Genomic DNA, 23,273 nt, shown 5'->3' with positions numbered 1-23,273 from the left:
ATTCTAGCCTAATTCGCAGGCTTTCGGCACCCGCTCTAAGCCAATGCTGCCGGGCGGTGGAACCGGACTCCGGGGTCAAAAAATCGCCCGTTGCGCCACGCCCGTCACAGCGCCTGCTACCAGACAAGCCACCTATTGTCGAGATATGGCGCCGGCAGTCCTTTGCGTATACTGCACCCTATGTTCGCCCACACTGCTTTGCGCCAGCGTTGCGCCAAATGGCTCTTCGCAACCGGACTCTTCCTGATGCTCGGTGCCTGCGTTGAAAAACCCAGCACCCTCGAGCGCGTCAAGGAGGATGGCGTATTGCGCGTGATTACCCGCAACAGCCCGGCCACCTACTTCCAGGACCGCAACGGCGAAACCGGTTTCGAGTACGAACTGGTCAAGCGCTTCGCCGACGACCTGGGGGTGAAGCTCGAGATCGAGACCGCCGACAACCTCGACCAATTGTTCGACCAACTGGGCAAACCCTCCGGCCCGGTACTGGCCGCCGCCGGCCTGGTCAGCAGCGAGCGCCGCGCCAGCCAGGCGAAGTTCTCCCACCCGTATCTCGAGGTGACCCCGCAGGTCATCTACCGCAACGGCCGCTCGCGCCCGACCAATGCCAAGGGCCTGGTGGGCAAAAAGATCATGGTGCTCAAGGGCAGCAGCCACGCCGACCAGCTGGCCGAGCTGAAAAAGCAGAATCCGGGGCTGGAATACGAAGAATCCGACGCCGTCGAAGTGGTCGACCTGCTGCGCATGGTCGACGAAGGCCAGATCGACCTAACCCTGGTCGACTCCAACGAGCTGGCCATGAACCAGGTCTACTTCCCCAACGTGCGCGTGGCCTTCGACCTGGGCGACACCCGTGACCAGCGCTGGGCGGTGGCCGCCGGCGAAGACAACAGCCTGCTCAACGAGATCAACGAGTTTCTCGACAAGTCGCAGAAGAACGGCACGCTTCAACGCCTGAAGGACCGTTACTACGGCCATGTCGATGTGCTGGGCTACGTCGGTGCCTACACCTTCGCCCAGCACCTGCAGCAACGCCTGCCCAAGTACGAGAAACACTTCAAGACCAGCTCCAAGGTCGAACAGGTGGACTGGCGGCTGCTGGCCGCGATCGGCTACCAGGAATCTATGTGGCAGCCGGAAGTCACCTCCAAGACCGGTGTGCGCGGCCTGATGATGCTGACCCAGCGCACCGCCCAGGCCATGGGCGTGTCCAACCGCCTGGACCCCAGGCAGAGCATCCAGGGCGGCGCCAAGTACTTCATGCTGGTCAAGGACCAGCTCGACGACAGCATCAAGGAGCCGGACCGCACCTGGTTCGCCCTGGCGGCCTACAACGTCGGCAGCGGCCACCTGGAAGACGCCCGCACCCTGGCCAAGCGCGAAGGCCTGAACCCGAACAAGTGGCTGGACGTGAAGAAGATGCTGCCGCGCCTGTCGCAGAAGCAGTGGTACAGCAAGACCAAGTACGGTTATGCCCGGGGCGGTGAGCCGGTGCATTTCGTCGCCAACATCCGCCGCTACTACGACATCCTCACCTGGGTCACGCAACCGCAGCTCGAAGGCCAGGTGGCCGAGGGCAACCTGCATGTGCCTGCGGTGAACAAGGACAAGCCAGCGGAGCAAGCGGCGCCGATGTGATGGCATCCGCTGCCAAAGCGTGGGAGCGGGCTTGCCCCGCGATAATGTGGCTGCAGGTTAACCTTTGGCCCGCCGAGCCTTGAAAAACTCGCTGAGGATCGCGCCGCATTCCTCGGCCAGCACTCCCCCCTCGTACATCACCCGATGGTTGAGAAAGCCCTGGGTGAAGAACTGCCCCTGGCTCTGCACGATCCCCGCCTTGGGCTCCAGCGCGCCGTAGACCACCCGTGCCACCCGCGAATGGACGATCAGCCCCGCGCACATGCTGCACGGCTCCAGCGTCACGTACAGGGTGCTGCCCGGCAGGCGGTAGTTGCTGGCGGACTTGGCCGCAGCGCGGATCGCCACCATCTCGGCATGGGCGCTGGGGTCGCTGTCGAGGATCGGCCGGTTGAAGCCCTGGCCGAGCACCTGGCCGTGCTGCACCAGCACCGCGCCCACCGGCACCTCGCCCAAGGCCGCGCCCTGGGCCGCCAGTTCCAGGGCCAGGCGCATGAATTCCTGATCGCGGCTGCGATCGATGATCTGCGGGCGCATCAGACCACCGCGATCGCGGCCATCAGGCCGGTTTCCATGTGGTCGATGACATGGCAATGGAACATCCAGGTGCCTGGGTTATCCGCCACCAGCGCCACCTGCGCCCGCTCGTTCTTGCCCAGCAGGTAAGTGTCGGTGAACCACGGCTCGACGATCTTGCGCCGATTGGAGGCGATCACCTTGAAACTCATGCCGTGCAAGTGGATCGGGTGCTGGTACTGGGTCATGTTCTTCAGCTCGAGGATATAGCTCTTGCCCTTCTGCAGCGTGGCGATGGGCCGGTCGGCGCAAGTCTTGTCGGTGATGTCCCAGGCCTGGCCGTTGATCTGCCACAGACTCGGCGGCTTGCCGTTCTCGGTATTCACCGAAACCTTGCCGACCCATTCGAAATTGAAGTTGAGCTTCTCGGCATTCTCCAGGTCCGGCTCGGCAACCGGGTTCGGCGGCAGCGCCTTGGGCCAGTCGCCGGGAGCGTCGCTGCTGGCCACCGAGCGCAAGGTGCCCAGGCGCACGAAGCCGTCACGCAACGAGACCTCCTCGCCCGCCTCGGGTATGCGGATCGCCAGGCAGATGCGCATGCCGGGGCCAAGCCAGTACTCCTCGTCCAGCGGGCGCGGGGTGATCGGGTTGCCATCGAGGGCGTAGATCATCGCCTCGCAGTTGCCCTTGAGGTTCAGGCGGTAGGTCCAGGTATTGTCCAGGTTCAACAGACGCACCCGTACCACCTGCCCGGCCGGCAGCTCGGTGACCGACTCGGCCTGGCCATTGATGGTGATCAGCCGCCCGGCAGTGCCGTTGCGCGCCGCCTCGCGGGGGATGCTGAACGGCAGCCAGGCGCCCTGCTCGTCCACGTGCCAGTTCTTCAGGCTCAGCGTGCGTTCGTGCTTGAACCCGGTCGGTTCGCGCTCTTCTACGATCAGCGGGCCAACCAGCCCGCGCCCCAGTTCCTCGGAGCTGCTCACGTGGGGGTGGTACCAATAGCTACCGGCATCCGGCACACGGAACTTGTAGTCGAAATATTCGCCGGGCTTGACCGGCAATTGCGACACGTACGGCACGCCGTCCATTTCCAGCGGCAGGCGGATGCCATGCCAGTGGATGGTGGTTTCCACCGGCAGGCGGTTGATGAAACGCACCCGCAACCAGGTACCCTGGCGCACCCGCAACTCAGTGCCCGGCGCCGACGGGCCGAAGGCCCAGGCCTCGGTCTTGAAGCCCGGCACCAGCTCGACATCCAGCGGTGCGGCGATCAGCTCGTAGTCGTGCCCGGCGTTGTCGTCCTCGACCTTGCCCAGCCAGTAACGCGCCGCGCCACCGGCGCCCAGGCCTACCACTACAAGGCCGGTCAGGCCCTTGAGCATTTGTCGACGGGTGAAGGACATCGGTGCGGGTACCTCGTTTCTGCGCGATCAAGCTGCCAGCGGGGCTGGCGATGAAGGGCGAATACGATACACCTGCATTTGCGAAATATTAAGTGAAGTCTTGTCGCAGGGCTGTTCGCTGCCGTAGCGACGGGGCGGTACGCCTGCTTCGCGAGTGAATCCCCACAGCTGCGCTATATCACGCCCAATCTCTGCATAGAGCGCTATTGCAGTTGGAACCTGGAACAGGGACAGTCCACTGGCTGGTGCATTCACGCCAGCCAGACAACCGAACGGGGAACACATGAAGGAACATAAGTACGCCGTCACCGTGAACTGGACTGGCAACACCGGCTCCGGCACCTCCAGCTACACCGCCTACCAACGCGACTTCGATGTCCAGGCACCGGGCAAACCGGCGCTGCACGGTTCGGCCGACCCGGCCTTCCGTGGCGATCCCGGGCGCTGGAACCCCGAGGACATGCTGCTGGCCTCCCTATCAGCCTGCCACAAGCTCTGGTACCTGCACCTGTGCGCGGTGAACAACGTGCAGGTCCTGGCGTACATCGACCACCCCGAGGGGCGCATGGTCGAGGGCAACGCCGAGCACAAGGGGCGTTTCATTGAGGTCTTGTTGCGTCCGCAGGTCGTCGTTGCCCGCGAGTCGGACACGCGACTGGCCATGCATCTGCATGAAGAAGCCCATCACGAATGCTTCATCGCCAACTCGGTGAACTTCCCGGTTCGTTGCGAAGCGGTTATCCAGCGCGAGGCCTGAGCCCTCCGGATACGACAAGGGCGTCTTGCGGCGCTCTTGTGGCTCAGTTCACTCCTCCTTTGTTATCGGCCAGACAGTTTTACCCATCAAACATTGGCCGCAACATAAACAAAATCATCCAACTTCATGGAAGTACCATGACGGCTAAACAACCTGTCGATACCGCCACTGCCAAAGCTTGTTGCAACATATCTTGAGTAGAGATTTCTCCAGTCGTCGGACAGTGGCCCGCTTCCCTATGGCGTGTGTGCTGATGATCAGCGCACTTCTCATCGCCTGCCAATCGCCGCGCGAGGCACTGCAACAACTGGCTCAAGAACACGACCGACAATGGGAGGTCCTGTCGGGACAAGACTTCCCTCTCCTCATCCTTGCGCCGCGCACCGCAGAAAAAATGACTCGCCTGCGTGTCTACCTGGAAGGCGATGGGCATTCCTGGTCGACGGCCACTCAACCCAGCCTGGATCCGAGCCCGCACAATCTGCTGGTGCCACGGCTGGCGGTCAACGATCCTACGCCGAACGCGTATCTCGCACGCCCCTGCCAGTTCGTCATGGCTGCAGCGTGTCAGACCGCACTCTGGACCCATCGACGCTACGCTCAGGAAGTGATCGACCGCCTCAACCAGGCGCTAGACCAACTAAAACAACGATATGGCAACAGTGAATTCGAACTCGTGGGGTATTCGGGTGGCGCCGCGCTGGCATTATTGTTAGCGGCGCAGCGCAATGATATTACCCAGGTGCAAACCCTGGCCGGCAATCTCAGCCCGCGCATGTGGGCGACGATGAAAGGACTGTCGCCACTCCACGGATCCTTGGAACCGCTGGACTACCGTGATCGACTCGCCTTGTTACCTCAGCGTCATTTCATTGGAGACGCTGACTCGATCATTCCGGGTGATTTGGCTGCCCGGTATCAACAGGCACTTGGCTCACCATTATCCCAGTGTATTCATGTCCCTGAAGCGAGCCACGATAGTGGCTGGGAAGCGGCATGGAGCCGATGGGTCAAGACTCCATTGGCGCATGAACATCCTTGAACCAGGACGGCCACGGCTTGGGAAAACAACTGAAACGGCGCATTTATGTTTTTTTTCGCCATTAGTTGTTTTCATGATGAATATCCTTACCCGCATCGTGTAGATTCGGCGCGCTTGAAACAGCACTTCACTGACAAGCTGACAGGGATGCCGAAAACAGACGCTGACGCGCGCGTTGCCCCCTGTCAGTTTCTACCCTGTAAGGATACGGTCTTGAACATCTCCCACCTGCGCCGCTCGTTGTTGGCGCTGTCCGTCACGGCTGCCACAGTCCATGCCGCACCCGACCTCAACCACGACCTGGGCACAGGGGCATACATCAGCTCCGGCGGTGGTTTCAATAACGCCACCTTTACCGGAACGTCGCAAAACGCAGGTGTGACGCTGACCAATGTGACGCTGGCGGGCAGCTTGATCAATCAGGGCAAGATCAACCTGACGGCCGCAACCCCCAGTGACGTCCCATCCGGCATCTCGATGACCCTCAACTCCACCGTCGCTGGCAGTCTGGTCAACCAGGGTGACATTACGGTGAGCGGCACCACTGCGATGGGGCTGGACCTGTATCTGGCGAAAATCGCCGGTGAAGTCAACAACAACGGCAACATCAGGGTAACAGGCGAAGATGCCAATGGCATGATGATCACCTCGGCCCAGGCTCGCATCAATAACTCGGGCACCATCACTGCCAGCGGCGTCGGCTCTGCAGGTATCGAGATAGAAAACGCCAGTTTCACCGGTAAAAATACAGGCGACCCTTTCAAGAGTGATATCAACAACAGCGGGACTATCTCCGCCGAGGGCGTCGGTATCCACTTGGTCAACCTCGACCCCTCCGCCGGCTTCAGCATCTTCTCCATCAGGCAGACCGGTGGCCTGATCGAAGGCGGCACCGCGGCAATTCTGGCGGATGACCATGCCTCCCCTTCTTATTTCTACTGGGAGGGTGGCCAGGTCAAGGGTGACCTGCTGGGCTTGAGTGGGGTACTGGTGCAAGGGGATGCACAATTCGACGGCTCGACCATTCGTGCCGGTTACGTCGATATCGACGGTGGTCGCCTGACGCTGCTTCGCCCACAGACCACGATCGTCGGCAACCTCGACCTGGATAGCGAAACTGCTCGCTTGCGCCTGCTGCTGGATAACAACACACTGCCCAACACGCCGATCCTGACAGTCACCGGCGATACCTACTTCTCTCCAGGCAGCCAGGTCGAATTGCAGGCTCGCTCCGACGATTTCCGCACCTCGGCCCAGGGCAACCGCTACACCCTCATCAACTCCGGCACGTGGGAAGATCCACAGAACCTCTCCGTGGTTTCATCCTCGGCGCTGCTTGAAGTGAAAAGCTTTGGCATTGAAGGCCAGGATGTAAAAGCAACGGTTGCGACCCGCAGTGATGAGGCAGTAACGCAAGACCTGCTGGGCGCCCATGGTTCGCGCAATGCGGTGAACGCCATCCAGCCGCTCAAGAACACAGTCCTGGGCCAGATGGACGAAAGCGACCCGGTATTCCAGCACTTTGCCAACGCCGGCAACCCCGAAGATCTGGCGAAACTGGCCGAAACCTTGGCCCCGGACGTCAGCCGTGGGGTCATCAACGCCGCCACCAACAGCCAAAACCTGGTCGCAGGTGCCATCGAGCACCGCGCCAGCAAAGCACGCAGCGGCCTGTCGTCGGGCGACGTCCTGGCAGAACAAGGGGTATGGCTGCAAGCGCTGTCCAGCGATGCCAACCAGGATAGTCGCCACGGTATCGGCGGCTTTGACGCCAACACCCAAGGCATCGCCTTGGGTGCCGACGGCAAGCTCAACCCCAATACCACCGTGGGCCTGGCGTACAGCTACCTGACCAGCGACGTCAAGTCGGACCTTGGCAACAAGACCGACGTCAACGGCCATGCACTGACGCTGTACGGCAACTGGGCCCGCGACAACTTCTTTGTCGACACCTCGCTGACCTACGGCTGGAACGACAACGAGTCCAGACGCTACATCGCCGGTACCCGCGCCAAGGCCGATTACGACAGTGCAATCTTCGGCGTCAAAGCACTTGCAGGCTACACGTTCCGGCTAGACAAGCATTGGCTGCTGGAGCCACAGGTCGGTGCGCGTTATGCCAAGGTCTCGATTGATTCGTACCGTGAAAAAGGCAGCTCAGCCGCCCTCAACGTTGGCAGCCAGCGCTATGAAATCGGCGAAATGGGCCTGGGCGCCCGTCTGGCGGCCGCTTTTGACGTCGGCGTGGGCAGCCTGGAGCCGGAAGCCAAGCTGATGGCCTGGCACGATTTCATCGGCGACAAGGCCAGCACCACCTCGACCTTCGTGCTCGGCGGTACCCCCTTCACCACCCAAGGCGCCACCCCCGCGCGCGACAGCTACGAGCTGGGACTGGGTGCCAACTACCGGGTAGGCGCCTGGAGCGTGGGAGGGATGTACAACTACCTGGCCAGCAGTGGTTTCAACGCCGACACCTTCACTGCCAACGTGCGTTACGACTTCTGACCAACGCCTGCGCTCCAAACAACAAAACCCGCATTGGCGGGTTTTGTTGTTTGGGACCGAGGGTGAAGCCCACAAGCGCCTGGCTATTTCACCTGCCCGACTGAATGCCAAAAGCCCGCAGTTACGCGGGCTTTTGGGGTGTTTCCTGCCACTCGCTTCCGGTCTACGCCGGACGCGGGATCATTCCCACTCGATAGTGGCCGGCGGCTTGCTCGACACGTCGTAGGTGACGCGAGAGATGCCGTCGATTTCGTTGATGATACGGCCGCTGACGGTTTCCAGCAGCTCGTACGGCAGGTGCGCCCAGCGCGCGGTCATGAAGTCCACGGTCTCGACGGCACGCAGGGCCACGACCCAGGCGTAGCGACGGCCGTCGCCAACGACGCCGACCGACTTGACCGGCTGGAACACCACGAACGCCTGGCTGGTCTTGTGGTACCAGTCGGCCTTGCGCAGTTCTTCGATGAAGATGTGGTCGGCGCGACGCAGGATGTCGGCGTATTCCTTCTTCACTTCACCGAGGATGCGCACGCCCAGGCCCGGGCCCGGGAACGGGTGGCGGTAGACCATGTCGTACGGCAGGCCCAGCTCCAGGCCGATCTTGCGCACTTCGTCCTTGAACAGTTCACGCAGTGGCTCGACCAGCTTGAGGTTCATTTCCTCCGGCAGGCCGCCGACGTTGTGGTGCGACTTGATCACGTGGGCCTTGCCGCTCTTGGCGCCGGCCGACTCGATCACGTCGGGGTAGATGGTGCCCTGGGCGAGGAACTGGATGTTCTCCAGCTTGCTGGCCTCGGCATCGAACACGTCGATGAAGGTGCGGCCGATGATCTTGCGCTTCTTCTCAGGGTCCGCTTCGCCTTCCAGGTTGTCGAGGAACTGCTTCTCGGCATCGGCACGGATCACCTTGACGCCCATGTTCTCCTTGAACATGGCCATCACCTGGTCGCCTTCGTGCAGGCGCAGCAGGCCGTTGTCGACGAACACGCAGGTCAGCTGGTCGCCGATGGCGCGGTGCAGCAGCGCGGCAACCACGGACGAGTCGACGCCGCCGGACAGGCCCAGCAGGACGTTGGCCGAACCGACCTGAGCACGTACCTGGGCGATGGCGTCCTCGACGATGTTCGAGGCGGTCCACAGGGCTTCACAGCCGCAGATGTCCTGGACGAAGCGCGACAGGATGCGACCGCCTTGCTTGGTGTGGGTCACTTCCGGGTGGAACTGCACGCCGTAGTAGCCCAGGGCATCGTCGTACATGCCGGCGATCGGGCAGCTCGGGGTGCTGGCCAGCACGCTGAAGTTGCCTGGCATCTGGGTGACCTTGTCGCCGTGGCTCATCCACACGTCCAGGCCCAGCACGCCGTCATCGTCGACATGGTCTTCGATGCCGTCGAGCAGGCGGCTCTTGCCGACCACGTCGACGCGAGCGTAGCCGAACTCGCGCAGGTCGGAACCTTCGACCTTGCCGCCCATCTGCTCGGCCATGGTCTGCATGCCGTAGCAGATGCCCAGCACCGGGACCTTCAGGTCGAACACGGCCTGCGGCGCGCGCGGGCTGTTGGCTTCGTGGACCGACTCGGGGCCACCGGCCAGGATGATGCCGCGCGGGTTGAATTCGCGGATCGCTTCATCGTCCATGTCGAACGGGTGCAGCTCGCAATACACACCGATCTCGCGCACGCGGCGGGCGATCAGCTGGGTGTACTGGGAACCGAAATCGAGGATCAGGATACGGTGAGCGTGAATGTCGAGGGCCATGACTCAATCTCGTCAGTGGAAATCGGAAACGACGCGGGGCTGTGTATGACAGCCCCGTTCGGTAATTGCTGGAAGCCTCAGCCTACGCGGTAGTTAGGGGCTTCTTTGGTGATCTGCACGTCATGCACGTGGGACTCGGCCATGCCGGCACCGGTGATGCGCACGAACTCCGGCTTGGTACGCATCTCTTCGATGGTCGCGCTGCCGGTGTAGCCCATGGACGAACGCAGGCCGCCCATCAGCTGGTGGATGATCGCGGCCAGGGCGCCTTTGTACGGCACGCGGCCTTCGATACCTTCCGGCACCAGCTTCTCGGCGCCGGCCGAGGAGTCCTGGAAGTAACGGTCGGACGAGCCTTGCGCCTGTGCCATGGCACCCAGCGAGCCCATGCCGCGGTAGGCCTTGTAGGAGCGGCCCTGGAACAGTTCGACTTCGCCCGGCGCTTCTTCGGTACCGGCGAACATCGAACCCATCATCACGCAGGAAGCACCGGCGACGATGGCCTTGGACAGGTCACCCGAGAAACGGATGCCGCCGTCGGCGATCAGTGGCACGCCAGTGCCTTCCAGTGCGGCGGCGACGTTGGCGATGGCGCTGATCTGCGGCACGCCGACACCGGCGACGATACGGGTGGTGCAGATCGAGCCTGGGCCGATACCGACCTTGACCGCGTCGGCGCCAGCTTCGGCCAGGGCCTTGGCGGCAGCGCCAGTAGCGATATTGCCGCCGATCACCTGCACTTGCGGGTAGGTCTCTTTGACCCAGCGAACGCGGTCGATCACGCCTTTGGAGTGACCGTGGGCGGTGTCGACGACAACCACGTCAACGCCGGCGGCTACCAGGGCGGCAACACGCTCGCCGGTGTCCTTGCCGGTGCCGACCGCGGCGCCGACGCGCAGACGACCCTGGTCGTCCTTGCTGGCCAGCGGGTAGGCCTTGGCTTTCTCGATGTCCTTGACGGTCATCATGCCCTTGAGGGCGAACTTGTCGTCGACGATCAGGACTTTTTCCAGGCGGTGCTTGTGCAGCAGCTCGCGGACTTCGTTCTTGTCGGCGCCTTCGCGGACGGTGACCAGACGCTCTTTGGGGGTCATCACGTCGCGGACCTTGGCGTCCAGGCGGGTTTCGAAGCGCACGTCGCGGGAGGTGACGATGCCGACCAGATCACCGTTTTCCAGCACCGGAACACCGGAGATGTTGTTCAGGCGGGTCAGGTCGAACAGGTCGCGCACAGTGGCGTCGGCGTCGATGGTGATCGGGTCCTTGACCACGCCAGCCTCGAACTTCTTGACCTTGCGTACTTCGCCGGCCTGCTGCTCGATGGTCATGTTCTTGTGGATGATGCCGATGCCGCCTTCCTGGGCCATGGCGATGGCCAGGCGCGCTTCGGTCACGGTATCCATGGCGGCGGAGACCAGGGGAATGTTCAGCTCGATGCCACGAGTCAAACGGGTCTTGAGACTGACTTCATTGGGCAGTACCTCGGAGTAGCCAGGTACAAGGAGGATATCGTCGAAGGTCAGGGCTTCTTGGCTGATACGCAGCATCGCGGGGGCTCCCGGGAGGGAAAAATGGAAGCGCGCCATTATACCCATCCATGGCGCGCCGCTCAATGCAAAATAAGGGCCTTCGGTCAGCCTTGCGGCAGTTTTACCTGCACCACCGCCACCGGCTGGTCCAGCCAGTCGGCGAAGCTGTCGAGGAAGGCATGGGTAAACCCGGCCTCGCCCCAGTTATTGAAGATGAACCCCAGGTTGGAAAAGGCACACGGCTGCAAATAGAGAAAGCCATTGATATCGTCTTCGAAGCCGCACAGCGGGCAGGTGAAGTTGTCACTCACCCCCGGCATCCACTCCTCCAGGCTCTCGAACAGCGGCTCGCCGACCTCGCGCCGGCACTCCGGGCAACCGGCTTCTTCGAGAAAATCGTCGGTGGGGGTGTAGATGCAGCGCTTGAGCATCACCTCCAGGCCGTTGACCTGCTCGCCGAACGGCAACTTCTCGGGATGCAGGGCCACCTTGCGCGCCCCCTCCGCCAGGGCATGGCCCATGCGGTTGCCGGTGCGCCCACAGGTGCTCAACTGTTCCTCAACGATTTTTTCGCGCACCAACCAGCGCAGGATGGCACGAGAGCGGGCCTCATGGACGGGCACGGTGGACAGTTTGGGGACGATGATGCTCTGGGTATTCATGGGTGAGGCGGGCCTGCGGACTGCGGTAATGGCGCAATTCTAGCGCCTGCTCAGGCGCTCAGGTAGCGGCCGATCAGCGCCAGGCCGCTGGCCAGGACCAACCAGGTGACCAGGCGTATGAAGGCCTCGCGGGACAGTTTCAAGGTCAGCCGTCGCCCCAGCCAGGTGCCGACGAACATCACCGGCAGCAGGCAGGCGGCGAGCAGCAGCAGGCTGGTATCGGCATACACCCCGGCGATCAGGAACAGCGACAGGCGCACTACCGTGCTGCAGCTGATCAGCGCGACCTGGGTCGCGCGCACCTGTTCCTTGGCCTCCAGACGGGCACTGAGGTAGATCGCGTAGAGGAATCCACCACTGCCGAACAAGGCGCCGAACAATCCGCCCACCGTGCCCATGGGCACCGCCCAGGCGCCCGACAGGCTAGCCGGGCGTACCTTGACCGCCAGGCCATAGACCGCATAGGCGGTCACGAAGATGCCCATCAGCAACAGCAATACATCGGACTTGAGCCGCAGCAGGAACACCACGCCGAGGGTGCAACCCACGGCCATGAACGGCAGCAGGCGCAGCAACTCGCCGCGCACCACATCGCGTCGCGACGGCAGCAGGTTGCCGAAGGCTGCGACGAAATCCAGCAGCACCAGCAGCGGAATGATCCGTGACAACGGCATGAAATGGATCAGCACGGGGCCGGCGACCAGCGCGGTGCCGAAACCGGCAATACCGAAGACGATATAGGCCACCCCCACTCCCAGCAGGATGGGCAGCCAGTCGAACGTGGAAAACGACAGTTGAGCGAGCATCGCGGCAGTTCCCTTGAAGACAACTGAAGGTTAGCCAGTGACGAGCCATGCCGACTAATATGCCTTTTTGCCATTAGCCATCTCGAAAAGGCATGACATGACTTCGATCCGCCAGCTGCGCTACTTCGTCGAAATCGCCGAGGCCGGCAGTTTCAGTGCCGCCGCCGAGCGGCTGTACATTGCCCAGTCGGCCCTCAGCCGGCAGATCAAGGAGCTTGAGCTTCACCTGGGCACCGTCCTGTTCGAACGCACTGCCCGCCAGCCACGGCTGACCGTCGCCGGGCTGGCCTTTCTCGAGCGCGCCCGCCACCTGCTGGCCGATCTGGACAAGGCCGAGCGCCTGGCCCGGGAAATCGGCCAGGGCCTGCGCGGCAGCCTGCGACTGAACCACTCCAGTACCGTGCCGCTGACCGGCCATTTGCTGCAGCGCCTCGGCGGCTACCTCGAGGACAACCCCGGCGTTTCCCTGGAGATCGCTCAGCAATCGTCGGAGGCGCAACTGGAGGACATCGCCGAAGGCCGCCTGGAAGTCGGCCTGCTACGTCTGCCGGTGCTACGCCAGCATGAAGGCGTGGAGCTGCATGCGCTGTTCGACGAACCCCTGCTGCTGGCAGTGGCGACGGGCCACCCACTGGCCACGGCAAGCAGTGTTCGACTGGACCAACTGCGCGAGGAACGCTTCATTTCCATCCCCCATCGCCAGCGTGGCGGCCTGAGCTACCTGTCGGCGTCGCTGTGCATGAATGCGGGGTTCTTTCCGCAGGCAGCACAGGTGGTATCGCGCAAGACCACGCAACTGCAACTGATCCAGGCCGGGTTCGGGGTGGCGTTGTTGCCGGCGAGCATGCGCGAGATCGCCCCGCCGGCGGTGCATTTCGTGCCGCTGGACGAGGCGTGCCAAAGTACCGTGGCGCTGGCTTGCCGGCGGGATGCCGGGGAACTGGTGCGCCAGTTCGTGGCGATCATGCAAGGCTGAAGGCCTCATCGCGGGGCAAGCCCGCGATAGAGGCCGGCACAGACAACCAGGCCTTCGCTCATTTATGATGCCCGCCATGATCAGAGACCCTTTCGAACGACTCGGCCTGGACCGCGAGGTCCTCACCGTCAGCCAGCTCAACGGCCGCGCCCGCGTGCTGCTCGAGGACGTGTTCCGCAGCGTCTGGGTGGAAGGCGAGATTTCCAACCTCGCCCGCCCGGCCTCCGGCCACATGTACTTCACCCTCAAGGACAGCGGCGCGCAGATCCGCTGCGCGCTGTTCCGGCAGAACGCGGCCCGGGTGCGCCAGGCCCTGCGCGACGGCCTGGCGGTACGGGTGCGCGGCAAGGTCTCGCTGTTCGAAGGGCGTGGCGACTACCAGCTGATCCTCGATACGGTCGAGCCGGCCGGCGACGGTGCTCTGCGCCTGGCGTTCGAGGCGCTGAAGGAAAAGCTCGGCGCCGAGGGGCTGTTCAGCACCGAACGCAAGAAGCCGCTGCCAGCGCACCCGCAACGCATCGGCATCATCACCTCGCCCACCGGCGCGGTGATCCGCGACATCATCAGTGTGTTCGGCCGTCGTGCGCCGCAGGTCGAGTTGAACCTGATCCCCACCGCGGTGCAGGGCCGCGAGGCGATCAACCAGATCGTCCGCGCCCTGCAGATGGCCGATCGGCAAGGCTTCGACGCGCTGATCCTGGCCCGTGGCGGTGGCTCGCTGGAAGACCTCTGGTGCTTCAACGAAGAGGCCGTGGCCCGCGCCGTGGCCGCCTGCGTCACGCCCATCGTCAGCGCCGTGGGCCATGAGACCGACGTGTCGATCAGCGATTTCGTCGCCGATGTGCGCGCCCCCACGCCGTCCGCCGCCGCCGAGCTGCTCGCTCCCGACAGCAGCGGCCTGCAGCAGCGCCTCGACGGTCTGCAACGGCGCCTGCTGCTGCGCATGCAGAACCGCCTGGCCCACGACCGCCTGCGCCTCGACGGGCTGGCCCGACGCCTGCGCCACCCCGGCGAGCGCCTGCGCCAGCAGGCCCAGCGCCTGGACGACCTGGACATGCGCCTGCGCCGCGCCTTCATGCTCGACATGAACCAGCGCCAGCAACGCCTCGGCCGCCTCGACACGCGCCTGGCCGCGCAACATCCGGGACGCAACCTGAAACTGCTCAAGCAGCGCCTGGACAGCCTCGCCGAGCGCCTGCCGCGGGCCATGCGCGACGTGCTCAAGGACCGCCGCCAGCGCTTCCAGGCACAGCTGCAGACCCTGCAAGTGGTCAGCCCGCTGGCTACCCTCGCCCGCGGCTACAGCATCCTCCTGGATGAGCGCGGCCAGGCCATCCGCAGCGCCGCGCAAACCCACAACGGCCAACGCCTGACCGCCCGCCTCAACGAAGGCGAGCTCAAGGTACGGGTCGAGGACAACCACCAGACCCCGGTCACCCTCTCGCTACTGGACTGACACATGCCACGCCTGTTCGCGCCCCTGCTTGCCCTCGCCCTGCTGCTGCCGGTCACGGCCGCCCACGCCAGCTACATCACCCGCGCCCTCAACAAGCCCGTGCCCGGCGGCGTGGCGGTGGTCGACCTGGGCCCGGGCGCCAGCGCCCCGACCGCGCGCTTCGATGGCAAACCGGTATTGGTGGTCAGGGAGCAGGACAACTGGCTGGCCATCGTCGGCATTCCGCTGACGCAGAAGCCCGGCAGCGCCGTGCTGACCCAGGGTGGGCGCAACATTCCTTTCAGTGTCGGCAGCAAGAAGTACCCCGAGCAGCACATCACCTTGAAGAACAAGCGCCAGGTCAACCCTGAGCCGCAGGACCTCAAGCGCATCGACCGCGAACTGGCCGAGCAGATCAAGGCCTACCGCAGTTTCAGCCCTGTGCTTCCGAGCAACCTGATCCTCGACAAGCCGGTCAACGGCCCGCTGTCGAGCAAGTTCGGCGTGCGCCGCTTCTTCAATGGCGAGGAGCGCAACCCGCATGCCGGCCTGGACTTCGCCGTGCCCGCCGGCACGCCGATCAAGACCCCGGCCAATGGCAAGGTGATCCTGGTGGGCGACTACTTCTTCAATGGCCGCACGGTATTCGTCGACCATGGGCAAGGCTTCATCAGCATGTTCTGCCACATGTCGAAGATCGACGTGAAGCCGGGCCAGGCGCTGCGCCGTGGCGAGGTGGTGGGCCGCGTAGGTTCGACTGGCCGGGCCACCGGGCCGCACATGCACTGGAACGTCAGCCTCAACGATGCGCGGGTGGATCCGGCGATCTTCATCGGCGCGTTCCAGCCCTGAAATAGCAATCGCGGGGCAAGCCCGCCCCCACGCAGCCAACACTGGCCCCGCGATTTGCGCAATGAAAAAACTTAAAGCAATAAAATCTCAACAAGCCAAAATTAAAAGCCATAAAAACTCAGTAAATTCGTTTTTTTAAGCATTTATCTCAATTTTCCCGCAATGCTTGCCATACCCAAACCCACTGGTTAGGGTTGAGCATATGAACATCTTCAGCACCCTCCTCCAACAACACCGCAGCCTCTGCCTGGTCAGCGCCCGACTACCAGGGTGAATCGCGTCGCCTCGCCTTTTCATCTCGTACACGTTCGGCAGGCCCGATCACGGCCGCACATAAAAGGATTGCTTCCATGACCATGCTCAAAGATCCATCGAAGAAGTACCGCGCCTTCCCGACCATCGACCTGCCTGACCGTACCTGGCCGTCGAAGACCATCACCCAGGCGCCGATCTGGTGCAGTTCCGACCTGCGTGATGGCAACCAGTCGCTGATCGAGCCGATGGATGCCGAGAAGAAGCTGCGCTTCTGGAAGACCCTGGTGCAAGTAGGCGTGAAGGAAATCGAAGCGTCGTTCCCGTCCGCATCGCAGACCGACTTCGACTTCGTGCGCACCCTGATCGAAGACGGCCACATCCCGGACGACACCACCATCCAGGTGCTCACCCAGGCCCGTGAAGACCTGATCGCGCGCACCTTCGAATCCCTGCGCGGCGCCAAGAAGGCCATCGTTCACCTGTACAACGCCACCTGCCCGTCGTTCCGCCGCATCGTCTTCAACCAGGACAAGCAGGGCGTCAAGGACATCGCGGTCAATGCCGCCAAGCTGTTCGTCAAGTACGCGGCGCAGCAGCCGGGAACCCAGTGGACCTTCCAGTACTCGCCCGAGACCTTCAGCGCCACCGAACTGGAGTTCGCCAAAGAGGTGTGCGACGCGGTGATCGAGGTGTGGAACCCGACCCCCGAGCACAAGATCATCCTCAACCTGCCGGCCACCGTCGAAGTCGCCACGCCGAACGTCTACGCCGACCAGATCGAGTGGTTCTGCCGTAACGTCAACCGCCGTGACAGCGTGATCATCAGCCTGCACACCCACAACGACCGTGGCACCGGCATCGCCGCCACCGAGCTGGGCCTGATGGCTGGCGCCGACCGTGCCGAAGGCTGCCTGTTCGGCAACGGCGAGCGTACCGGCAACGTCGACCTGGTGACCCTGGCACTGAACCTCTACACCCAGGGCATCGACCCGCAGCTGGACTTCTCCGATATCGACGGCGTGCGCAAGGTCGTCGAGGAGTGCAACCAGCTGCCGGTGCACCCACGTCACCCGTACGTCGGCGACCTGGTGCACACCGCCTTCTCCGGCTCGCACCAGGACGCCATTCGCAAGGGCTTCGCCAAGCAGCAGGACGGCGAGCTGTGGGAAGTGCCATACCTGCCGATCGATCCGGCCGACATCGGCCGCAGCTACGAGGCGGTGATCCGCGTCAACAGTCAGTCGGGCAAGGGCGGCATCACCTACCTGCTCGAGCAGGAATATGGCATCAGCCTGCCGCGCCGCATGCAGATAGAGTTCAGCCAGGTGGTACAGGGCGAGACCGACCGTCTCGGCCTGGAAATGACCGCCGAGCAGATCTACAAGCTGCTGCAGAAGGAGTACCTCCAGGCCAACGCGCCATATGCCCTGGTCAGCCACCGTCTGCAGGAAGAGAACGGCAGCAGCCACGTGCAAGTGGAAGTCTCCGGTGAAGGCGAAACCACCCTGCACTGGCACGGAAAGGGCAACGGCGCCCTCGAAGCACTGGTGGCCGGCCTGCCGATCGCCGTGGAGATCATGGATTACAACGAACACGCCATAGGCGCCGGCACCAATGCCAAGGCCGCGGCCTACATCGAGCTGCGCGTGGCCGGCGGGCGTCCGGTGCACGGCGTGGGCATCGACGAGAACATCACCACCGCCAGCTTCAAGGCGCTGTTCAGCGCACTGAACCGCTCGCTGAGCCAGCAGCAGGCCAAAGCGGCTTGATGCGCTGATCGACCAGAAGAGCCCGCAGAGATGCGGGCTTTTTTGTGCGCGCTGGATGAGATCAAGAGGCTGCAGAAAGCAGGCCATCATTTAGCCTTCATTCATGGGTATACTGCGCGAGCCCTCCCCCACTCATGCAAGGAGCACCATGAGCTATTGCCTGGCGCGCGTACGACGCCACCGCCCGCTGGAATGCAATCGATGAGCATCCCAATGAGTGAACGGATTGGCGCCATGGGGCTGGTTGACCAACTGCGTCATCGCGAAATGGCCATCCAGGAGCACCTTGACTTGCCTCGGCGCCGGGCCGAAGTGGCCGAAGGCATTCGCACTTACTATCAGAGCCATGGCATCGCCTTCGACGAAACAACGGTCGAGGAAGGCGTACGTCAATTCTTCGCACGACGCCTTGAATTCCAAGCCCCTGCACTGGGCTTTACACAACGCCTGCTGACTCGTCTGGCCATGGCCTACCGACCGCTGCTAAAAGGCGTGGCCTACAGCGTGCTGCTGATAGCCTTGGGCCTGGGCACACTGTTTCTAGTGGAAAGTGGACTCAACATTCGAGCGGGCCTGAGCGCCGACCAATTGGCCATCGACGCCCAGCTGTTGCAGATGGATTTAGCTGCGCAGCGCCAGCGTTTGGAGCAATCGAAGGCGCGTCAGGCACGCCAACCGGTTCCAGTGGTGGCGGATCTGCTCGTCAAGGTCGAGCGTCTGCTGCCCAGCCCCAGCCAAACATTGAATGTCGTACGACCCGATCCGATCACCCGCGACAACCGCGCCCCCTTCAATGCTCGAATCGAACAAGCGTACTTCGTATTGGCCGGCGCGCAAAACAACCTGGCAAAGGCCAGAAAACGACTCAACCGCGTGGAGCACGTCTACATCAGCCTCGACCGGCAGCAGCAACTGCAGGATCGCCTGAATGCCATGCCGCTGCCCAAGGCCGATCATGAGCAGCTGGCTGACTGGCTCAATCGTGCCGGTGAAAACATCTCCAAGCTGCAACTGGAAAAGGCCGACTCCACCCTCGAAGCAGTGAAGGACTACCTGATTTACGCCGCAGAACCCCTGACCATCGAGCTGATCGATCGCCCCGACATCAAATCGGGCGTGGAGCGCTGCTACGAAAACGCCGGCTGCAGCCCGAACAGCACCCGAGGCAAAAGCTGGTATCTGATCGTCGAACCCTTCGACGCTGCCGGTAAGCAGACGTGGGCGCCGGTGACCAGCGTGGAGACCGGCAAGACCCGTTGGGCCAATCGTTTCGGTGTCCGCGTCAGTTACGACGAATATCTGCGGGTCCGGCAGGACAAGCTCGAAGATGGCCATATTAGCCAACGCCTGATCGGCAGAAAACCGGTGAACAGCCTGAGCATACACTTCAGCCAGAGCACCAACGCTACCCCTGACATGATTCTGGAATGGTAATGCCATGACACCGATCGCCCTTGTCAATGCGCTCGAACACAACTCGCGCCAAGCCGAACAGAGCAGACGTGAAGCTGAGCAAGCGCTGTATACCCAGCTTGACCAAGAAGCCCGGCTGGAAGACCAGATCACCTCGAAGCTAGGCCAAATTGCCACCCTGCAGCTGAATATCGACCCCGATCAAGACGTGCATACGCGGCTGTTGTTCGAACAGCGCGAGTACGCCCGAGCCAACCTTATCCAGGCGCTCGAACGAGTCGAGCAGTTGATAGCCGCCCAACTGGATAAACGTCAGCAAGTGCGCAGTGATCTCGGCCAACTCGATGCCCAGGCCCAGCGTCTGCTCGACGAGGATCCTGCTTTCGCCCAATTGCTGGAACAACTGAATGCGGCCCGGCAAGCCGAACAGCAGTCCGATACGGATTACGAGGAAATCCGCAACGAGTGCGCCAACAAACTGGAGGGTTACAAGAGCAACCCGCTCTACCGTTTTCTCAAGGCGTGTAGCTATGGGACCGAACAATACCGGCCTTACCCCTTCCAGCGTGCACTGGACGACTACCTGGCGCGTAAGGTCGACTTTAACGTCAACTACGCCAACGAACAGACCTTGCTGGCCATGTACACGCGCAACGAGACCCAGCGCCAGAGCCTCGCCCAGGCGCGGCAGCAATTGCAGGCGCAACACCAGCAGCATCTGGAAAAAGCCCGAGAAGCAGCTGGTATGCAGGCCTTGCAGGCCGAGGAACAGGAGCTGGAAGTGTTGTTGAGCGAGGCCAAGGCCGACGCCAGCTCGCTGCATGCTCAACTGGCCGACTTCAATCAGCAACGCGATCCCCATCTGTTGCAGATTCGCCAGAGCATCACCGACAGGCTCAGGGCACGCCCCTTGGCCGAGCTGATCATCGAGGCAGCCAGGACACCTAGCCCGGACGACGACATCCTGGTAGGCGACCTGCAGTTGCTGCACGCGCGGCTACGGGAGATTCAGCAACCTCTGAGGAGCCTGCGCGACCAGAGTGACAACCAGCGCCAACGCTATGACCGGGCCAAAACTCTGGAGTACGCGCTGCGCGATGCCCATTACCGCGATCAAAGCCATGTGTACCAGCTGCAGCAGCCCATCGAACAAATACTCGGCGACTACATGCGAGGCCAGCTGGAACAGTCCGACGTGCAGCGCTTGCTTGATGAAGGTCGGCAGTTCGTGTCGCCACAGCTTCCGGATGACGACCGGAGCAACTCGACCAGCTCCCATGGCAGCAGCTTCTCCACGTCAGGCAGTTTCGGTGGAAGCGGTTTCAGCACCTCCAGCAGTTCCGGCGGTGGTGGGTTCCGCACCACCAACAGTTTCTGAATAGCGCAACTCAATTGCAGATATCCACTCAGGCAAGGATCACCATGAGCCAATACCTCGAACGCGCCCTTGACGGCCTGCGCAAAATCGGCATCGCCTTCGGCCAGGCGCCCCAGCCAGCGCCAGTACTGACCCTGTTGGACAAGGTCGCGCACTACGACAACCTGCGTGTCACCGGCATCGCCGCGGTACTGCAGCAGGCGTCGCTGTTCAACCAGACCGTACGCGAGCAGATCGCCGGGATGGATATCTCTCACCGCTACATGGATATCACCGACAGCTTCACGTCAATTCGTGAAGATGCGGCTGCCATGGCCACATGGATGGACGATGGTCGCCTGGATACCCTCGAACGCCTCAAACTGGCCTGGATGCGCATGCTGCGGGGCTCGATCCCGAGCCGCTTCGAGGACATCCGCAAGCACTACCTGGACGTTTGCGCGGCCGCGAGCGATCAGATCACTCGCGAAAGCCTGATCCTGGAAGCGTACATGGACTTCCGCCTGGCCATGAAGACTGCCGAGGTCGATGCTCAGCAAGTACTGATCATCGCAGGGCAGTCCCTGCAAGAGTGCAGCAGTGCCCTGGACACCGCCAACGCTACCGTGGCTGCGGCCGCAAGCGAAGCGCCCGCCCGCATCGCGGCACTGGAGCTGGTGCGTGACGAAGCGGTGCGAGCCCTGCAGAACGAAGACAAAAGCTACCAGATCGTCAAGGATATCGCTGACGACCTACGGGTTGGCTACAACACCGCCGAGATGGTTTTCGCCCGCATCAGCCAGGTGCATGTGGTCAAGGAGCGTCAGTACCAGCGAATGGTGTCGTTCTTCGCCACCAACGAAATCGTGCTCACCAGCCTTGCGGTTTCGTTCACAGCCAACCAGGGCATGGCCGAGGCCACCCATACCCTCAACGCCACCACCTCCGGTATCAACAAGGGTCTGGAAGCCCTGGGCGAGCTGGGCAACCAGCAACTGGGGGCGGCGATGAAAGCCAGCTATGGCTCGACCCTGCGCGTCGAATCGGTGCGCGCCCTGGCCCAGGCCACCCTGGATTTCCAGAATGACATGAAAGGCCTCACCGAAACCTACCGTGCCGAGTCGAGCAAGGCCGCGCTGGAAATCTCCACCGCAGTCGAAGACGCCAAGCGCGCCTTCGCCGCCTTGCTGAGCAAAGCCGCTCAATGAGCAAAGGCTCGCTCAGCGAACAGATGGGGGCCATGGCCCTCGTCGACGAGCTGCGCCTGCAGCAGCGCCAGGTGCAGGAGCATCTCGACCTGCCACGGCGGCGCGCGGAAATCGTCGAACGCATTCGTGGCTACTACCAGCGCCAAGGCATCGCTTGCGATGACAGCCTGATCGAGCAAGGGGTACGCGCGTTCTTCGCCCGCCGCCTGGTGTTCGAGGCGCCGCAACTACCCTGGCCCCACAGGTTGCTGGCCGGGATGCTCCTGCGTCGCAGGCTGCTGGCCTGGGGCGGGCTGGCGTCGGTCGCCTTGCTGGGCGGTGCCTTGCTGACGGCGAATCTGCGCCAACCTGTAGCGCCCACCCGACCGACCGAGGTCAGCGCCCCCGCCAACAAGGGCCTGGGCGTGCCGGCGCCAGCCTGGACAAGGGAAGCGGACCGAGCGGCGCACCAGGCACGCCTGGACCAGTACACTCAGTTGATGGCCCGCTTGGACGGCATGCCGCTACCGGAAGACGTGCGCGCCAAGCTGCTGCCGTTCGCCCGGTCCACCGGCGCGCTGGTGGCCAACCATGGGCCGGCCAAGGCTATTCAGGCCTTGCGCGAGTTGCAGGTGTACACCGACTACACCGAAGCGCAGCTGCAACTGCGCATCCCCGACGGCGCCGGACAGATATCCGGTTACGAACGCTGCCGCAAGACCTCGGCGTGCCAGCCAGGCAGCGAGGACGGCAAGGCATGGTTCCTGGTGTTTCAGGCACGCGACCCGCAGGGCAAGGTGGTGACGATGCCGCTCGCCAACGGCCACACCGGCGCGATCGCCCTCGCCGACTTCCTCGGTGTGCAGGTCACCCACGCGCAGTACCTGAAAGCCCAGCAGGCCAAGCAGGCCAAGGGCCGCGTCGATTACCCGGTCATCGGCCGCAAGGATGCCTACAACCTGAGCCGGCACTTCGACAATCGCGTCTTCGCCGGTAGCAGCTTCGACAATCCGGCCGACACCAACCAGTCCATCGTTTCCGCCAGCTTCTGATGACCCACCAATGACCGTCTCACTTTCCGAACAGATGGGGGCCATGGCCCTGGTCGACGAATTGCGCCACCAGGAACTCGCACTGCAGGAGCACCTGGATCTGCCGAAGCAGCGCAGCGAAGTAAGCGAACGCATACGCAGCTATTACCAGCGCAACGGTATCCATCATGAACAGGCGCACATCGAACAGGGCGTACGGGCATTCTTCGCCCAACGCCTGGTCTTCGAAGTGCCGCCGTTGAGCAGGTGGGAGCGCTTGCTGGTGCGCCTGGCCCTGTCGCCTTCGCTGCTGATCCCGCCAACTGCGGCCGTACTGGCTGTCGGCGCCCTGAGCTGGGCACTGCTTGCTGGTTGGATATGA

19 protein-coding genes are annotated in these 23,273 nt (G+C 62.9%); 13 read left to right on the top strand and 6 right to left on the bottom strand.

Annotated features, from left to right (window positions below; all coding sequences use genetic code 11):
• The first annotated feature begins 180 nt into the window (after positions 1-180).
• A complete protein-coding gene (gene mltF, locus ACODS9_RS14450; protein ID WP_489094113.1) occupies positions 181-1,638 on the top strand; it encodes a membrane-bound lytic murein transglycosylase MltF in 1,458 nt (485 codons plus the stop codon).
• 57 nt (positions 1,639-1,695) lie between these two features.
• Here mltF and tadA read toward each other — a convergent pair whose 3' ends face one another.
• Both tadA and ACODS9_RS14440 read right to left on the bottom strand, forming a co-directional pair.
• Complete coding sequence (gene tadA, locus ACODS9_RS14445; RefSeq protein WP_046854335.1) at positions 1,696-2,175, bottom strand: tRNA adenosine(34) deaminase TadA; 480 nt, start codon at positions 2,173-2,175, stop codon at positions 1,696-1,698.
• Positions 2,175-3,557 (bottom strand): multicopper oxidase family protein, encoded by a 1,383-nt coding sequence (locus ACODS9_RS14440; protein WP_367858033.1) that lies wholly within the window; start codon positions 3,555-3,557, stop codon positions 2,175-2,177. The genes tadA and ACODS9_RS14440 overlap by 1 nt, the downstream gene beginning before the upstream one ends.
• 283 nt (positions 3,558-3,840) lie before the next feature.
• Between ACODS9_RS14440 and ACODS9_RS14435 the strand changes: the two genes are divergently transcribed.
• From ACODS9_RS14435 to ACODS9_RS14425, 3 genes are all read left to right on the top strand, one after another.
• The gene (locus ACODS9_RS14435) at positions 3,841-4,314 is read left to right on the top strand and encodes an OsmC family protein (protein ID WP_401106907.1); all 474 of its coding nucleotides are present in this window, start codon (positions 3,841-3,843) and stop codon (positions 4,312-4,314) included.
• Between the two features lie 253 nt (positions 4,315-4,567).
• Positions 4,568-5,356, top strand: coding sequence for an alpha/beta hydrolase (locus ACODS9_RS14430; protein WP_401106904.1), 789 nt, complete (start codon positions 4,568-4,570; stop codon positions 5,354-5,356).
• A 213-nt stretch (positions 5,357-5,569) separates the two neighbouring features.
• The gene (locus ACODS9_RS14425) at positions 5,570-7,861 is read left to right on the top strand and encodes an autotransporter family protein (protein WP_401107005.1); all 2,292 of its coding nucleotides are present in this window, start codon (positions 5,570-5,572) and stop codon (positions 7,859-7,861) included.
• Positions 7,862-8,041: 180 nt separating this feature from the next.
• Here ACODS9_RS14425 and guaA read toward each other — a convergent pair whose 3' ends face one another.
• The 4 genes from guaA to ACODS9_RS14405 form a co-directional block, all read right to left on the bottom strand.
• A complete protein-coding gene (guaA, locus tag ACODS9_RS14420; RefSeq protein WP_011535447.1) occupies positions 8,042-9,619 on the bottom strand; it encodes a glutamine-hydrolyzing GMP synthase in 1,578 nt (525 codons plus the stop codon).
• Positions 9,620-9,696: 77 nt separating this feature from the next.
• The gene (gene guaB, locus ACODS9_RS14415) at positions 9,697-11,166 is read right to left on the bottom strand and encodes an IMP dehydrogenase (protein WP_023628475.1); all 1,470 of its coding nucleotides are present in this window, start codon (positions 11,164-11,166) and stop codon (positions 9,697-9,699) included.
• 86 nt (positions 11,167-11,252) lie between these two features.
• Positions 11,253-11,810 carry a sugar ABC transporter ATPase gene (locus tag ACODS9_RS14410; protein WP_401106901.1) on the bottom strand — a complete coding sequence of 186 codons (558 nt, stop codon included), beginning with the start codon at positions 11,808-11,810 and terminating at the stop codon, positions 11,253-11,255.
• Between the two features lie 50 nt (positions 11,811-11,860).
• Positions 11,861-12,616, bottom strand: coding sequence for a sulfite exporter TauE/SafE family protein (locus ACODS9_RS14405; RefSeq protein WP_367858029.1), 756 nt, complete (start codon positions 12,614-12,616; stop codon positions 11,861-11,863).
• A gap of 97 nt (positions 12,617-12,713) precedes the next feature.
• Here ACODS9_RS14405 and ACODS9_RS14400 point away from each other — a divergent pair, with 97 nt between their 5' ends.
• From ACODS9_RS14400 to ACODS9_RS14360, 9 genes are all read left to right on the top strand, one after another.
• Complete coding sequence (locus ACODS9_RS14400; protein WP_489094112.1) at positions 12,714-13,592, top strand: LysR family transcriptional regulator; 879 nt, start codon at positions 12,714-12,716, stop codon at positions 13,590-13,592.
• Between the two features lie 76 nt (positions 13,593-13,668).
• A complete protein-coding gene (xseA, locus tag ACODS9_RS14395) occupies positions 13,669-15,048 on the top strand; it encodes an exodeoxyribonuclease VII large subunit (RefSeq protein ID WP_401106896.1) in 1,380 nt (459 codons plus the stop codon).
• Between the two features lie 3 nt (positions 15,049-15,051).
• On the top strand, positions 15,052-15,879 hold the full coding sequence (locus tag ACODS9_RS14390) for a M23 family metallopeptidase (RefSeq protein ID WP_046854328.1): 828 nt from the start codon (positions 15,052-15,054) through the stop codon (positions 15,877-15,879).
• Positions 15,880-16,229: 350 nt separating this feature from the next.
• On the top strand, positions 16,230-17,903 hold the full coding sequence (gene leuA / locus ACODS9_RS14385; protein ID WP_046854327.1) for a 2-isopropylmalate synthase: 1,674 nt from the start codon (positions 16,230-16,232) through the stop codon (positions 17,901-17,903).
• 213 nt (positions 17,904-18,116) lie between these two features.
• On the top strand, positions 18,117-19,337 hold the full coding sequence (locus ACODS9_RS14380) for a DUF6384 family protein (protein ID WP_401106892.1): 1,221 nt from the start codon (positions 18,117-18,119) through the stop codon (positions 19,335-19,337).
• A gap of 4 nt (positions 19,338-19,341) precedes the next feature.
• Positions 19,342-20,694, top strand: coding sequence for a coiled-coil domain-containing protein (locus ACODS9_RS14375; RefSeq protein WP_401106890.1), 1,353 nt, complete (start codon positions 19,342-19,344; stop codon positions 20,692-20,694).
• A 44-nt stretch (positions 20,695-20,738) separates the two neighbouring features.
• Positions 20,739-21,881 carry a merozoite surface protein 3b gene (locus tag ACODS9_RS14370; RefSeq protein WP_401106887.1) on the top strand — a complete coding sequence of 381 codons (1,143 nt, stop codon included), beginning with the start codon at positions 20,739-20,741 and terminating at the stop codon, positions 21,879-21,881.
• A complete protein-coding gene (locus ACODS9_RS14365; RefSeq protein WP_401106885.1) occupies positions 21,878-22,912 on the top strand; it encodes a DUF6384 family protein in 1,035 nt (344 codons plus the stop codon). Before ACODS9_RS14370 ends, ACODS9_RS14365 begins: the two co-directional genes overlap by 4 nt.
• Positions 22,913-22,922: 10 nt before the next feature.
• On the top strand, positions 22,923-23,273 hold the full coding sequence (locus tag ACODS9_RS14360) for a DUF6384 family protein (RefSeq protein WP_401106882.1): 351 nt from the start codon (positions 22,923-22,925) through the stop codon (positions 23,271-23,273).

Source organism: Pseudomonas sp. FG36 (assembly GCF_057809275.1).
This window is presented reverse-complemented; position numbering and strand designations above follow the sequence as displayed.